This window comes from Aeromicrobium sp. NPDC092404 (assembly GCF_040684095.1).
Lineage (GTDB): Bacteria > Actinomycetota > Actinomycetes > Propionibacteriales > Nocardioidaceae > Aeromicrobium.
Map to the genome: position 1 here is coordinate 1,901,690 of NZ_JBFBFI010000001.1, position 12,755 is coordinate 1,914,444.

Sequence of the window (12,755 nt, forward strand, 5' to 3'; positions counted from 1 at the left end):
TACCGCCCTGGTGAAGGCCGGAAGCGCCTCCGGTTGGAGGCTGCGACGGGCATCACAGAAGACCCGACATGTGGACCGTACCCGGAGTATGATGGCGCGATGGACCGCAAGCCAGGACGCCCGAGGGCGCTCACCGTCGATGTCATCGCACAGGCTGCGCTCGACGACGGAATCGCCACGTTCAGCATGCCCTCGGTCGCCCGCCGGCTCGGGGTGGCTCACTCCGGTCTCTACCGCTACGTCGAGGACCGCGACGACCTGCTGCTCCGCGCCCTCGACAAGGCGATCCTCGCTGCGACGTGGCCGTCCGCCGACCTGCCGTGGGACGAGCTCCTCAAGAGCATCGGCGAGACCATCTGGCAGATGTGCGACGACCACCCCGGACTCGACACCGCCGCCCTCGGCGCGCCCAAGTCGCCGCGCGCCGTCGAGGACCGCATCGAGAGGTACATCGAGTCCCTCCAGGCCAACGGCTTCCTGCTCGAGGACGCCGCCGTCGCCGTGGAGTTCATCATCACCCTCGCTCTCACGGCCTCTGCCGAGATGCGGCGCCTCAAGGCCATCGAGAAGAGCCATGCCGACGGACCCCGCGTCCCGGTCCTGAAGGCGTACGACACCGAAGAGGTCTGGCGCGGCCGAGGCTGGTACGACCGCAAGCTCGAGATCGTCCTGAGCGGCCTCGACCAGCGCCGTTCCTCCTAGCCCTCAGCCCGCGTACTTCTCGAGCTCGGTGGCCAGACGGTTCATGATGTCCGCGTACGCCTGGTAGCTCGGCGGCGCGACCGACGTCCACGGGATGTAGGCCTTGTCCTTTGCCGCTGCGAGCGTCTGGAACACCGGCTGGTCGTCGAGAATCGCCAGGCCGGCCTTGCCGACCCGGTCGTCGTACAGGAAGACGTCGGCGGGATGCAGGTCCGCCTTCTCCCAGCTCAGCGTCTGGAAGTAGCCGCCCTCGTCGGGCTTGCTCGGCACCGTGATCGGCAGCCCGAGCTGGTCGCGCCAGTACTTCAGGTCGGGACTGACCTGGGGGTTGGACACGTAGAAGACGTCCTTGGCGGGCGAGCCGACGACGATCTTCTTGCTGCCGAGGTCCGAGCCGGCCTGCTCGACGCGGTCGGCGGCGGCGGCGAACTCGTCGTGCGCGTTCTGCACCGCGTCGGAGTCGACGTCGGCGCCCAGGGCCGTGGCGGCACGCTCGGTCGAGTCCAGCATCTCCGGCAGGGTCTTGCCGTCGAAGCTCACGACCATGATCGGGGCGAGCTGCTTGAGCTTCTTGGCGGTCGCGTCGTTGACGTACCAGAGATCGCTCTCGAGGTAGGCGCTCGTGACGACGAGGTCGGGCTTGAGGCTCGCGGCCTTCTCGAGGTCGAGCGTGCCGTACTCGCCACCCCCGGTGACATCGGTCGCCTTGGTGATGTCGAGGCCGGCGACCTGCGAGTCCGGCTTGCCCTCGGCGTTCTTGAGCGGCCCGAACGTGCCGACGATCTTGTCCCCGAGCCCGAGGTCCGTCAGCGCCGCAGCGACCGACGACTGCACGATGAGCCGATCGGGTGCCTGGTCGAGCGAGATCGCGGTACCGAGGTCGTCCTTGAACTTCCACGGGCCGGAGCCCGCGTCGTCGGATGCCGATGAGCCGCACGCAGCGAGCGCGATCATCGATGCGGCGGCCAGGGCCGCCCCGAGCTTCTTCACAGCTGCTCCTTCAGGTTGTCGACGAGGGTGTCGATGATGCGGGCGTACGCCGCGTAGCCGGGCGGGGTGACCGCCGCCCACGGGACGTACGCGTCGTTCTTGGCGCCGGTGATCGTGCCGAACACCGGCTGGGCCTTGAGGGACTTGAGGCCGCCGGCACCGAGCCGGTCGTCCCACAGGATGATGTCGGCGTCGTACTTGTCCGACTTCTCCCAGCTCAGCTCGTCCCAGTAGGAGCCCTTCTTGGGCTTCACGGGCGCGATGGGCAGGCCGATCGACTGGTAGTACGCGATGTCCGGGAACTGCTTGGGGTCTCCCGCATAGAACAGGTCGGCGGTCGCGGACACCGGCAGGACGGTCTTGCCCTCGAGCTCGTCGCCGACGGCCGACAGCCGCTTGCTCGCCGCCTCGAACGCCTTGCGTCCCTCGACGGCGTCGTCGTCCTGCAGATCGGCCCCGAGCCTCGCGGCGACCTTCTCGACCGCGTCGAGGGTCTCGACCAGGTCGAGCCCCTGGAAGTTGATCGCGAGGGTCGGCGCGAGCTTCTCGACCTGCTTCGCGGTGGCGTCGTTGAGGTACCAGAGCTCCGGCTTGACGTACATGTTGGTCACGACGAGGTCCGGCTTGAGCGCCGCGAGCTTCTCGAGGTCGAGCGTCCCGTACTCGCCACCGCCGGTGACGTCGGTGACGTCCTCGGGGTCGAGCCCGGCTGCCTGCGGATCGACCGAGCCGTCGGACAGCTTGAGCGGGCCGAAGGTGCCGACGATCTGGTCACCCAGACCGAGGTCGGTCAGCGCGGCGGCGATGGAGGACTGCACCACGATGCGCCGGGGCGTGCCGTCGACCGAGATCTTCGTGCCGCGGTCGTCGGTGAACGTCCACGGGCCGCTGCCGGCGTCACCGTCGGATGACGAGGAGCCGCAAGCGGTGAGGGCGATCAGGGCGGTCGCGACTGCAGCCGCGAGAGGAAAGCGTTTCATAAGGGGAGCCTAACCTAAGCGCTCGCTCCCCTCATACCGCGGTCGGTGTGAACTCCACCTCACGCTTGGCCTCGTCGACGTCCGCCAGGCGCACCGCGATCCGCGCGCCTTCGCGGAGTCCCGCGCCCCGGCACCGCGCGATGACCGGCGGCTCGCGCAGCATGATCTCGCCACCCTCGCGGTCGGCATGCATCACGATCGCCTCGAAGGTCTCGCCGATGCGCCCGGCCAACGTCCAGACCTCGGTCTGGTCGATGCACGTCCGGTCCGCCTTGGACGCCCGCCGGTCCGAGGCCTGCATGATCTCGGGCAGCGAAGGCAACGCCTCCCGCACCCAGTCCGGCGCGGCGCGGCCCTCGCAGATCGCCAGGCACACCTCCGTGCCGAAGCGATCGGCCAGCCGCCGCAACGGGGCCGTCACGTGGGCGTAGGGGCCACCCACCCCCGCATGGTCGACCTGGGCAGGGACCCCGCCGTCGAACGCCTCGTAGCCCGCTCCCCTGAGCAGGCGCGTCGCCTCGGTCATCAGGGCGATGGACGCCGGGAGTGCCGGGTCGAGGCCGACCAGGACCTGGGCCGGCGTGGCCCCGTCGGGAACCGGCACCTGCAGCGCCCGCGCCGTGCGCAGGAACTCGGACTCGGCGCGGCGGTCCGCTGCCGGAAGGGTACGCAGGAGGCCGACCTTCGCCTCGAGCATCAGCTGCGCAGCCGCCATGCCGGTCAGCAGCGACACCTCGGCGTTCCAGCCGTCGACCTCGGTGCGGGTGCGCATCACGACGCGCCAGCCTCGTCCTGAGGCCGACGAGCCATCCTCGACGCGCTCGACCTCCTGCTCGGGCAGCGCGAGCTCGAGCGCGCCACGATCGACCCGCACCTGCCGGCGCAGCCGACCGAGGTCACCCAGGGGCTCGACCGACGGGTGGGGCGAACCGGCGTCGAACGAAGCCTGGACACCCTCGTAGTCGAGCTGCTCGACGGACTTCACGAGCGCACGCCGTACGGACACGTTGCTCGTGCTGCCGTCTGCCGCGACGTCGATCGTCCACAGTGCCGCCCCGCGCACGACCCCTGGGAGCAGGCTCAGTGCGTCCTCGGAGATGGCCGGCGGGTGCAGCGGCACCCGGCCGTCGGGCAGGTAGATCGTCTGGCCCCGTTGCCGCGCCTCGGCGTCGACCGCACCGTTCGGTGGGATCGCGACCCCGAGGTCGGCGATCGCGTAGTGGACCCTGAAGCCGTCGCCCGCACGCTCGAGGAACATCGCCTGGTCCAGGTCACGGGCCCCGGGCGGGTCGATCGTCACGAACGGGGTGGCAGTGGCGTCCTCGACGTCACCACGGCGCGCTGCCGCGATCGTCTCGGCCTCGGCGACGACCTCAGGAGGGAAGCGGTCGGTCTCGGCAGCAGGGGGGAGGCCGAGCTCGGAACGGACGTCGTCGAAGTCGTGCCGCGGTGTGCTCACGAGGTCGAACCTAGCCGGAACGCGAAAGCGGGCCCCACCCGAAGGTGGGACCCGCTCTCAGTGCCGGGTACGGGTCAGTGGTTGTGACCCGCGTGGGCGTCAGCCTCGTCGTCGGCCGGCTTCTCGACGACCAAGGTCTCGGTCGTGAGGAGCATGGCCGTGATCGACGCGGCGTTGGCCAGCGCGGAGCGCGTGACCTTGACCGGGTCGAGGACGCCCTGCGCGACCAGGTCGCCGTACTCCTCGGTCGCCGCGTTGTAGCCCTCGCCGCTCTCGCGGACCTTGTTGACGACGACCTCGCCGGAGACGCCGCCGTTGCGGGCGATCCACTCGAGCGGGGCGTCGGCGCCGATGCGGACGATGCGGACACCGACTGCCTCGTCACCGGTCAGGCCGAGGTTGCCCTCGAGGACCGAGACGGCGTGGACGAGAGCGGAGCCGCCACCGGCGACGATGCCCTCCTCGATCGCCGCGCGGGTCGCCGAGACGGCGTCCTCGATGCGGTGCTTCTTCTCCTTGAGCTCGACCTCGGTGGCCGCGCCGACCTTGATGACGCAGACGCCGCCGGCGAGCTTCGCGAGGCGCTCCTGGAGCTTCTCGCGGTCCCAGTCGGAGTCGGTGTTCTCGATCTCGGCCTTGATCTGGCTGACCCGGCCGTCGACCTCGGCCGCGTCGCCGCCGCCGTCGATGATCGTCGTGTCGTCCTTGGTGATGACGACGCGGCGAGCCGTGCCGAGGACCTCGAGCCCGATCTGGTCGAGCTTGAGGCCGACGTCGGGCGTCACGACCTGCGCGCCGGTGAGGGTCGCGATGTCCTGCAGCATGGCCTTGCGGCGGTCGCCAAAGGCGGGAGCCTTGACGGCTGCCGAGGTGAACGTGCCGCGGATCTTGTTGACGACGATCGTCGACAGCGCCTCGCCGTCGACGTCCTCGGCGATGATGAACAGCGGCTTGCCGGCCTGGACGACCTTCTCCAGGATGGGCAGGAGGTCGCTGACCGCGGAGATCTTGCCCTGGTTGACGAGGATGTAGGGATCGTCGAGGACGGTCTCCATGCGCTCGGTGTCGGTCACGAAGTAGGGCGACAGGTAGCCCTTGTCGAACTGCATGCCCTCGGTGAACTCGAGCTCGGTGCCCATCGTGTTGGACTCCTCGACCGTGATGACGCCGTCCTTGCCGACCTTGTCGAAGGCCTCGGCGATGAGCTGGCCGATGACGCCGTCGCGCGACGAGACGGTCGCGACGTCGGTCATGTCCTTGATGTCGTCGACATCGCGCGCGACCTCGTGCAGGCGGGCGACGACGGCCTCGACGGCCGCCTCGATGCCCTTCTTGAGGCCGACCGGGTTGGCACCGGCGGCGACGGCGCGCAGTCCCTCGTGGACCATGGCCTGGGCGAGGACGGTGGCGGTGGTCGTGCCGTCACCGGCGACGTCGTTGGTCTTGGTGGCGACTTCCTTGGCCAGCTGGGCGCCGAGGTTCTCGAACGGGTCGTCGAGCTCGACCTCCCGGGCGACGGTCACGCCGTCGTTGGTGATCGTGGGAGCGCCCCACTTCTTGTCGAGGACGACGTAGCGGCCCTTGGGGCCGAGGGTGACCTTGACGGTGTCGGCGAGCTTGTCGACGCCGCGCTCGAGCGAGCGGCGGGCGTTCTCGTCGAATTCGAGGATCTTGGGCATTGTCAGCTTCTTTCGAGATCTATGGGTGCGACGGAGGAGGGACGTGAGAGGCCCCGGCGCCCGCGGAGGGGCGCCGGGGCGTCAGATCACGAAACGACAGCGAGGACGTCGCGCGCGGACAGGATGAGGTACTCCTGGCCGTCGTACTTGACCTCGGTGCCGCCGTACTTGCTGAAGATGACCTTGTCGCCGACGGCGACGTCAAGAGGAACGCGGTTGCCGTTGTCGTCGACCCGGCCGGGTCCTACGGCGATGACGTTGCCCTCCTGGGGCTTCTCCTTGGCAGTGTCCGGGATGACCAGACCTGATGCAGTGGTCTGCTCGGCTTCGACAGCCTGGATGACCAGGCGATCCTCGAGCGGCTTGATGGTGACCGACACGTGTCGACCTCCCCTTTCAGGCGGTGGAACATGGACGCTGGTGGGCACGCCGTCGCGGGGGTCGTACTCACCGATGCTTGGCACTCTCATGGCGAGAGTGCCAATACGAAATCTAGCACTCGGGTCTAGTGAGTGCTAGCGGGCCCGCACTCGCTTCGCTTCGTGCTCGCTTCCGGACTTCGTCCGGGGCCCGCTCTCCTCGCTTCGCTCGTCGCTGTGGTCAGGATTGCGCAGAGCTCCGCCCGAGGCCGCTCTCCTCGCTTCGCTCGTCGCTGTGGTCTGGTGCTTGCAGAGCTCCGCCGGGGCCCGCTCTCGGGCTTCGCCCTCGCTATGGCCGGGTCTGCGCGCAGAGCTCCGCCCGAGGCCGCTCTCCTCGCTTCGCTCGTCGCTGTGGCCGGGTCTGCCCGCAGATCTCGTCCGGCGTGCTCTTCTCGCTTCGCTCGTCGCTAGGGTCGCCTCATGGACCTGGCCACCTTCGACCAGCTGCTGGCTCCCGCGGGCCAGCACCTGCTGGCCGAGGTGGCCGATCGAGCCGGTGTCGAGTCCGACCTGGCCCTGGGCACCCGGCTGCGCAAGACGTACGCTCCAGCCCTCGTCGCAGCTGCTGTGACGCAGAACCACCTCCGGGGCAAGGCGAGGAGCAAGTTCGGCGACGACGCCGAACGGATGTACTTCACCCACGACGCGCTCGAGCAGTCCACCCGCGGGTCCGTCGCCAGGCACCGTGCCGAGCGACTCGCGGCGACCGGCGCCGACGCCGTCGTGGATCTCGGCTGCGGCATCGGCGGCGACCTCGTCGCCCTGGCCCGCGCCGGCCTGAGGGTGCGGGGCGTCGAGCTCGACCCCGTGCGCGTCGCGATCGCCGCGGCCAACCTGCGAGCCCTCGGGCTGGAGGGCGACGTCGCCTGCGCCGACGTCCGCGACGTCGAGATCGCGGCCGACGAGGTCGCCTTCGTCGATCCTGCGCGTCGGGACGGCCGAGGGCGTACGTTCTCGACCGCCGACCTCCAACCGCCATGGGACTGGGTGCGGCAGCTGCTGGCCGGCCGGGCCGTCGCCAAGCTGATGCCGGGGCTCGCCCACGACGCGGTGCCGGCCGGCGTCGAGGCCGAGTGGGTCAGCGACGGCGGCAACCTCGTCGAGGCGTGCCTGTGGGGTGCGCCGTTCGCGACCGCGGTCCGGCGCGCGACCGTCCTGCCGTCCGGCGCGCAGCTGGTCTCGACCGGGGCACCCGTGGCGGTGGCCGACGTCGGAGCCCACCTCTACGAGCCGGACGACGCCGTCATCCGCTCGGGTCTCGTCAGCGAGCTCGCCGCGACGATCGGCGGCTGGCTCCCGGACCCGCACATCGCGTACGTCTCCTCGGACGCCGTCCACGCGACCCCGCTGGCCCGAGGGTTCCGGATCGTCGACGAGCTGCCGTTCCGCGAGAAGCCGCTCAGGGCCGCGCTGCAGGTCCGCCGTGTCGGGACGTTGACGGTCAAGAAGCGCGGCGTGGACGTCGTCCCCGAGGAGCTGGTCCGTCGGCTCAAGCTCAAGGGACCCAACACCGCGACGATGATCATGACGCGGGTCCTCGGCCAGGGCCGCGCCTTCCTCGTCGAGCGTCTCTAGCCCCCGAGTTTGGATTCCCGCGCATCGTCGCCGGCCACGGCGTGGTGCACCGGGATCTGAATCTCGGGCCTACCCTGAGGGCATGCGGATCGACCTCAACGCCGATCTCGGGGAGTCGTGGCCCCGGTGGGAGTCCGGCGAGGACCTCGCGCTCCTCGCCCTCGTGACGAGCGCCAACGTGTGCTGCGGCGCGTACGCCGGCGACGCCGACCTGATGCGTGCGACCTGCGAGGCGGCCGTCTCGAGGGGGACGTCCATCGGCGCACAGGTGGGCTATCCGGACCGCGACAACTTCGGCCGGCTCCACCTCGAGATGCCGCCCGACGAGCTCACCGGCGAGCTGCTGAGCCAGATCCTCCTGCTGGACGAGATCGCGCGATCCGTCGGCGGGACGGTCTCGTACGTCAAGCCGCACGGCGCGCTCTACAACGCCATCGTCGACGACGACGTCCAGGCGCAGGCCGTGGTCGACGCCCTGCAGGGTCTCGCCGCACCGCTGCCGCTGCTCGGGCTGCCCGGGTCGGTCTCGTTGTCGATCGCCGAGGCGTCCGGCATCCCGATCGTCCGTGAGGGCTTCGCCGATCGCGCGTACACCTCGGACGGCCGCCTCGTCCCGCGCGGCGAGCCCGGCGCGGTCATCGACGACCCGGTCGCGGTCGCGGCGCAGGCCGTCCGCCTGATGGACAGCGTCTCGTCGGTCTGCGTCCACAGCGACAGCCCCGGGGCGGTCGAGCTCGCCCGCGCCGTGCGCGTCGCCCTCGAGGCCGCCGGCGCCGAGCTGATGAGCGTCGGGCCGTGAACCTCAAGCCGTACGGCGACACGGCCCTGCTGCTCGACTGCGAGTCCCTCGACGAGGCGCAGCGGTGGTTCACCGCCCTGCACGACGAGGCCGAGGCGGTGCTGGGGGCCCGGAGCGTGCTGCTGCGCGGCGACCCGGCCGCGCTGCGCTCGCTCGTCGGCCGCAGCGCGCCGGCCGAGTCCTCCACCCGCCCCGAGGACGCGGGGATCGAGATCCCGGTCGCCTACGACGGGGATGACCTCGACGAGGTCGCCCGCTTGACCGGGCTGCGTCCTGCCGAGGTCGTCGAGGCACATGCCGCGACGCCGTGGACCGTCGCGTTCGGCGGCTTCGCCCCGGGGTTCTCCTACCTCGTGGGCGGGGACCCACGGCTCCGCGTGCCGCGACGGGACTCGCCGAGGAGTCGGGTGCCGGCCGGTGCCGTCGGGCTCGCCGGTGAGTTCAGCGGGGTCTACCCCCGCGAGTCGCCCGGTGGGTGGCAGCTCATCGGCCGCACCGACGTCACGATGTGGGACAGCACCCGCGAGCCACCGGCACTGCTGACCGCCGGCACGACCGTCACGTTCGTCGTCGCATGACGCTGGTCGTCGAGTCGCCGGGCCTGCTGGCGCTGGTCGAGGACAGCGGCCGGCCGGGACTCGGGCACGTCGGGGTGAGCGCTTCCGGCGCGTTCGACCGGGCCGCGCTGCGGCAGCTCAACCTCGTGCTCGGCAACGACCCGGCGGCCGCGGCCCTCGAGGTGCTCGGTGGCGGGCTGCTCCTGCGCGCCGCGTCATCCGTCATGATCGCGGTGACCGGTGGTGCGGGACCGATCACGGTGGACGGCGACCCTGCGGCGTACGGGCGCGCGATCCCGCTGCGCGCCGGCCAGCGCCTCGCGCTGGGAACCCCGACGGCGGGCCTGCGGGCGTACGTCGGCGTGGCCGGTGGGTTCGCGCCTCGCTCCGAGCTGGGCTCGCGCTCGACCGACACCCTGGCCGGCCTCGGACCGGCACCACTGCACGAGGGCGACCGCCTCGAGGTCGGTCCGGCGAGCCGTCCACCCGACCTCGAGGACGTCCCACCGATCGGGCGCACGGGTGAGCTGACGCTCGACGTGGTGCTGGGTCCACGGGACGACTGGTTCACCCCTGCCGCGGTGCGGCTGCTCCTCGAGTCACCGTGGCAGGTCAGCCCGGCGTCGAACCGGGTCGGCGTACGCCTGACCGGCCCTGTGCTCCAGCGGTCCCGCACCGGCGAGCTGCCGAGCGAGCCGTGCATCCGCGGCAGCATCCAGGTGTCGGCCGACGGCCAGCCGATCATCTTCGGCCCGGACCACCCGGTCACCGGTGGATACCCGGTCATCGCGGTCGTGCTCGACCGGCACACCGACCGGCTGGCGCAGGCCGGCCCGGGTCAGGTCGTGCGGTTCCGGCGCCGCGCGCTCAACAGGCCTTGACCTTCTTGAGGCCCGTGCCCTTGATCGGCAGGTCGCCCGGAGCCCGGCCCTCACCCATCAGGCGCTTCACGAGAGCCCGCATCGCGGGGACGCCGTCGCCGTAGAGCGCGATCTTGGTCGCTGCGGTGCTCTGCGCCAGTGCGTACGGAGTGTCGGTCGACACCACGATGTCGGCCACGGCTCCGCCGGTCCCCGGCCCGGTGAACGCGAGGGACGGACCCGAGCCGAGCGACAGGCCCTCGTCCTCGGCAGCGGCGCGGAAGCTCGCGACCGCCTTGCCGGGCCCTGTCGGGCGTACCGCCCGGACCTTCTGCACCGGGCAGGGCGCGGCGACGACCGTCAACGCCGCGGAGGACAGGGCCTCGGCCTCCTTGACGTGGCTGCCGGGCGCACCCGGCAACCGCTTCGACCCGTCGCTGTGCAGCAGGTAGGCGATCACCCGGGTGGCGGACTCGCGAGCCTGCCGCTCAGGGATCTCGCCCGACTCGAGTGCATCGAGGACGGCGTCGTACGCCTTGTCGTTGTCCGCGGGCATCAGCGCCAGGTCGCTGCCGGCCTTGAGCGCCTCGACCGCGGCATCGCCCCCGGGGTGGCGCGACATGATCGGACCCATGCCGAGCGAGTCGCTGACGATGAGGCCCTCGTGCCCGAGGTTGCGTCGCAGGCCCTTGGTCACGACCTTGCTCGAGAGCGAGGCCGGCACGCCCTTGTCGATCGCCGGGACCTCGAGGTGCCCCGTCATGATGCCCGGCGCCGACCGCTCGATCGCCGCCTCGAACGGCCTGAGGTCGTGGCGGCGCAGGCGATCACGGTCGCTGGCGAGGACCGGGAGGCCACGGTGGCTGTCCTCGTCGACGTTGTGCCCCGGGAAGTGCTTGACCGCCGAGATGATGCCGGCCTCGGAGTAGCCGTCGACCGCGGCGACGACGGCCCTGGCGACGATCTCCGGGTCAGCGCCGGCCGAGCGGCTGCCGATGATCGGGTCGGCCGGGCCGACCGTGATGTCCCCAGACGGCGCGAAGACCGTGTTGTAGCCGGCGGCCCGCAGCTCGGCGCCGGAGGCGCGAGCCGCCCCGGTCACGGCGCGCGCCCCGATGCGGGGGTCGCCCGCGATCGCGGAGCCGGCCGACATGAACGTCGGGAACGTGGTCAGGGGCTCGGCCAGCCGGGCCACCAGTCCGCCCTCCTGGTCGATCGGCACCATGACCGGCACGCCGCGCTCGTCACCGGCCTCGTGGAGCCGCCGGTTGAACGCCTTGACCTGGCTCAACGGGTCGTCCGTCGTCACGTCCAGGATCTGCGGGCTGGTCACCATGACTCCGGCGAAGTGCTTGTCGCGGACCAGCGCCAGCGACGCCTCCTCGGAGAGGCTGCGCGCGACGATCAGCTGCCCGGCCAGCTCGGCGAGGCTCAGGTCGTCGGCGAGAGCCTTCGCCTTCGCCGACTCGTCGGCGGTCGGTACCCATCCCGCGGGCTCGGGCGGCGCGGTCGGCGTGCGTGAGGGCTTCGGGGTCGGGGCGTCCGACGAAGCAGGGCTGGACCGGTCGCGGCTCACGGTCCAGCCGACGGCGGAGAGGCCGACCATGACCACGAGGACGACCGCAGCGATGCGGCGTCCCCGGACGGCTCGGTCGTGGCGTTGCTCCTCCACCTATGCAGCCACGACCTCGGTGACCGGCAGGCTGGAGTCAGCGGGCAGGTCGAGCGGTGACGGCGGAAGTCCACGGCGGACGACCTCGGCGCCCAGCGCGGCGACCATGGCACCGTTGTCGGTGCACAGACCCATGCGGGGGACGCGGATCCGGATGCCCGCCGCGGCGGCGCGCTCCTCGGCGAACTGGCGGAGCCGGCCGTTGGCGGCCACCCCTCCCCCGATGATCAGGGTCCTGACGTCGTGGTCGAGGCAGGCGTCGATGGCCTTCTTGGTCAGGACGTCGCACACCGAGTCCTGGAACGACGCGGCGATGTCGGCGACCTCGAACGTACGGCCCATGCGGTCCTCGTGCTGCACGTGGCGGGCGACGGCGCTCTTGAGGCCGGAGAACGAGAAGTCGTAGCGGTGCTTGTCGAGGTCGCGGCCGGTCAGGGCCCGGGGGAACGCGATCGTCGACGGATCGCCGTCGCGAGCGACCCGGTCGATGTGCGGGCCGCCGGGGTAGGGCAGTCCGAGCAACCGGGCGACCTTGTCGAACGCCTCGCCCGCTGCGTCGTCGATCGTCTGACCGAGCAGGGTGATGCCGGTGACGATGTCGTCGACGAGCAGGATCTCGGTGTGCCCCCCGCTGACCAGCAGGGCGACGACGCGCTCGTCGAACCGGCCGTGCTCGAGCTGGTCGACCGCCACGTGCGCAGCGAGGTGGTTGACCCCGTAGAGCGGCTTGTCGTGGGCCAGGGCCAGCGCCTTGGCGGCCGCCACGCCGACCAGCAGCGCCCCGGTCAGCCCCGGTCCGCTCGTGACCGCGATCGCGTCGACGTCCTGCACGCGAACGCCCGACTCGGCGTACGCCTGCTCGAGCGTCGGCACCATGGCCTCGAGGTGGGCCCGGCTGGCGACCTCGGGGACGACGCCGCCGAAGCGTACGTGCTGCTCCATGCTCGACGAGAGCGCGTGCGCCAGCAGCTCCGTGCCTCGCACGATGCCGACGCCAGTCTCGTCGCAGGACGACTCGATGCCCAGCACCAACGGTTCGGTCACGCCATCCATTGTGACAGGC

Annotated in this window: 12 protein-coding genes; 5 read left to right on the forward strand and 7 right to left on the reverse strand. The window is 71.3% G+C overall.

What is annotated here, in order from left to right:
- Positions 1-99: 99 nt before the first annotated feature.
- A complete protein-coding gene (locus AB0N22_RS09570; protein WP_364638717.1) occupies positions 100-702 on the forward strand; it encodes a TetR/AcrR family transcriptional regulator in 603 nt (200 codons plus the stop codon).
- A 3-nt stretch (positions 703-705) separates the two neighbouring features.
- Here AB0N22_RS09570 and AB0N22_RS09575 read toward each other — a convergent pair whose 3' ends face one another.
- The 5 genes from AB0N22_RS09575 to groES all read right to left on the reverse strand — a co-directional run bounded on the left by AB0N22_RS09575 (position 706) and on the right by groES (position 6,190).
- On the reverse strand, positions 706-1,692 hold the full coding sequence (locus AB0N22_RS09575) for an ABC transporter substrate-binding protein (protein ID WP_364638720.1): 987 nt from the start codon (positions 1,690-1,692) through the stop codon (positions 706-708).
- Complete coding sequence (locus AB0N22_RS09580) at positions 1,689-2,672, reverse strand: ABC transporter substrate-binding protein (RefSeq protein ID WP_364638723.1); 984 nt, start codon at positions 2,670-2,672, stop codon at positions 1,689-1,691. The genes AB0N22_RS09575 and AB0N22_RS09580 overlap by 4 nt, the downstream gene beginning before the upstream one ends.
- Positions 2,673-2,703: 31 nt before the next feature.
- Positions 2,704-4,131, reverse strand: a complete 1,428-nt coding sequence (locus tag AB0N22_RS09585; protein WP_364638727.1) for an RNB domain-containing ribonuclease — start codon at positions 4,129-4,131, stop codon at positions 2,704-2,706.
- A gap of 74 nt (positions 4,132-4,205) precedes the next feature.
- Entirely contained in the window at positions 4,206-5,810 is a 1,605-nt protein-coding gene (gene groL / locus AB0N22_RS09590) for a chaperonin GroEL (RefSeq protein ID WP_364638730.1), read from the reverse strand.
- An 86-nt stretch (positions 5,811-5,896) separates the two neighbouring features.
- Positions 5,897-6,190 (reverse strand): co-chaperone GroES, encoded by a 294-nt coding sequence (gene groES / locus AB0N22_RS09595; RefSeq protein WP_056209271.1) that lies wholly within the window; start codon positions 6,188-6,190, stop codon positions 5,897-5,899.
- A 459-nt stretch (positions 6,191-6,649) separates the two neighbouring features.
- Here groES and AB0N22_RS09600 point away from each other — a divergent pair, with 459 nt between their 5' ends.
- From AB0N22_RS09600 to AB0N22_RS09615, 4 genes are all read left to right on the forward strand, one after another.
- On the forward strand, positions 6,650-7,804 hold the full coding sequence (locus AB0N22_RS09600; protein WP_364638733.1) for a class I SAM-dependent methyltransferase: 1,155 nt from the start codon (positions 6,650-6,652) through the stop codon (positions 7,802-7,804).
- 82 nt (positions 7,805-7,886) lie between these two features.
- Entirely contained in the window at positions 7,887-8,603 is a 717-nt protein-coding gene (locus AB0N22_RS09605) for a 5-oxoprolinase subunit PxpA (protein WP_364638736.1), read from the forward strand.
- Positions 8,600-9,181 carry an allophanate hydrolase subunit 1 gene (locus AB0N22_RS09610; protein WP_364638739.1) on the forward strand — a complete coding sequence of 194 codons (582 nt, stop codon included), beginning with the start codon at positions 8,600-8,602 and terminating at the stop codon, positions 9,179-9,181. Before AB0N22_RS09605 ends, AB0N22_RS09610 begins: the two co-directional genes overlap by 4 nt.
- A complete protein-coding gene (locus tag AB0N22_RS09615; protein ID WP_364638742.1) occupies positions 9,178-10,041 on the forward strand; it encodes a biotin-dependent carboxyltransferase family protein in 864 nt (287 codons plus the stop codon). The genes AB0N22_RS09610 and AB0N22_RS09615 overlap by 4 nt, the downstream gene beginning before the upstream one ends.
- Here AB0N22_RS09615 and AB0N22_RS09620 read toward each other — a convergent pair.
- Both AB0N22_RS09620 and tsaD read right to left on the reverse strand, forming a co-directional pair.
- Entirely contained in the window at positions 10,028-11,692 is a 1,665-nt protein-coding gene (locus tag AB0N22_RS09620; RefSeq protein ID WP_364638745.1) for a glycoside hydrolase family 3 N-terminal domain-containing protein, read from the reverse strand. The genes AB0N22_RS09615 and AB0N22_RS09620 overlap by 14 nt on opposite strands.
- The gene (gene tsaD, locus AB0N22_RS09625) at positions 11,693-12,736 is read right to left on the reverse strand and encodes a tRNA (adenosine(37)-N6)-threonylcarbamoyltransferase complex transferase subunit TsaD (RefSeq protein WP_364638748.1); all 1,044 of its coding nucleotides are present in this window, start codon (positions 12,734-12,736) and stop codon (positions 11,693-11,695) included. It lies immediately after the preceding gene.
- Positions 12,737-12,755: the final 19 nt, after the last annotated feature.

What these genes read in the sequence shown, in the direction of transcription:
- AB0N22_RS09615 (WP_364638742.1), top strand. Translation starts at nt 9,178, where the DNA reads ATGACGCTGGTCGTCGAGTCGCCGGGCCTGCTGGCGCTGGTCGAGGAC.
- AB0N22_RS09570 (WP_364638717.1), top strand. Translation starts at nt 100, where the DNA reads ATGGACCGCAAGCCAGGACGCCCGAGGGCGCTCACCGTCGATGTCATC.
- AB0N22_RS09580 (WP_364638723.1), bottom strand. Translation starts at nt 2,672, where the DNA reads ATGAAACGCTTTCCTCTCGCGGCTGCAGTCGCGACCGCCCTGATCGCC.
- groL (WP_364638730.1), bottom strand. Translation starts at nt 5,810, where the DNA reads ATGCCCAAGATCCTCGAATTCGACGAGAACGCCCGCCGCTCGCTCGAG.
- AB0N22_RS09605 (WP_364638736.1), top strand. Translation starts at nt 7,887, where the DNA reads ATGCGGATCGACCTCAACGCCGATCTCGGGGAGTCGTGGCCCCGGTGG.
- AB0N22_RS09600 (WP_364638733.1), top strand. Translation starts at nt 6,650, where the DNA reads ATGGACCTGGCCACCTTCGACCAGCTGCTGGCTCCCGCGGGCCAGCAC.